Below are 1,129 nucleotides of genomic sequence, written 5' to 3' on the forward strand. Positions count from 1 at the left end.
CCCTGCCCGAAGGGCTTGGCGTGATTTTTGCGAATGCAAAAATCATGACAAAGGGAATGACAAGTTAAAGCAGTTGTTAGTTTATTTTGTTAATTTAATGACATTCCAGATCTTTTTGACGCGGAAATACGCTCACCATATTTCTTATAATATTCTTGTTCACCTTCATCAATTAATCTTTTTCTTAGATTTGGGAAGTATTCCAGTTCTTTCTTATGAACTAGTAATTTTATTGCTGTACCTTTATAAAACAATTCATCAGTTAGTATCTTTTTATCGTCTTGATACATTCGTAAATAGCAACAATTTGATAGAATTGAAAATGTGCCGTACTCCTTCCCAACATTTGAAAGGATATACAACCCAAAACCAGAATTTCCCCATTCGCCGGGACTATTACTTATATCGGCCATAGAAATTCCAGGTTCTAAAGCAAGTAAAATTGAATCAATAGGTTCATCTGTTCCATATTTTGGTTGTATTGTTGAATGAATACCACAACCTCTATCCGCAACAGCAATTTCTATAAGATCTGGTTTATACGCTTGTGCCATCAATACACATTCATTTATTCCAGAATGTTCAAATACATTTCTAATAATTTCCCTGAAAGAATATTCCAAGTAATCTATTTCTGATAAATCACTTGTTAGCAACTCGCCTAATTCTTCACATTTTTTAACTATAGTGTTTCGCCAGTCACCATTTTTTGAATTTTGCTCAAGATCATGTTGGCATAAGCTTTGAATTGGTAAATATGTATTTGTGTGGTATGCTTTATTTTCGGCATCACCAATATTAATTCCACAATATTTAAAAAAGCCAAAATATTTTAAATAACTGATGGCACCTTTCGACTTTGCCCTCAATAATTCATCATTTTCGTAGTACGTTGGTAAGCCTCTACTTTTCCTATACGCAACAAATTGTTTAAACGCCTCAGCAGCTACTAATGTACCAAACGGCCTAGCAAAAGAAAGATGATCGAAATTGATTGAAACATCATTTTCATCGATATGATAATTCAAATCTCTTATTAAACTAATTGCGCCATCATCATCTAAATTATTAGGTAAATATATTTTACTCATTTTCTTTTCTCTTCGTGCGCCGAAGGCGTCAAACTAAC

At 33.2% G+C, this 1,129-nt stretch carries 1 protein-coding gene; it reads right to left on the minus strand.

All coding sequences use genetic code 11. The annotated features are described in order from the left end of the window. Window positions 1–89: 89 nt before the first annotated feature. A complete protein-coding gene (locus ACYQ2L_RS17145) occupies window positions 90–1,091 on the minus strand; it encodes a hypothetical protein (RefSeq protein WP_460058340.1) in 1,002 nt (333 codons plus the stop codon). Window positions 1,092–1,129: the final 38 nt, after the last annotated feature.

This window comes from Spirochaeta dissipatitropha (assembly GCF_054657935.1).

What these genes read in the sequence shown, in the direction of transcription:
- ACYQ2L_RS17145 (WP_460058340.1), bottom strand. Translation starts at nt 1,091, where the DNA reads ATGAGTAAAATATATTTACCTAATAATTTAGATGATGATGGCGCAATT.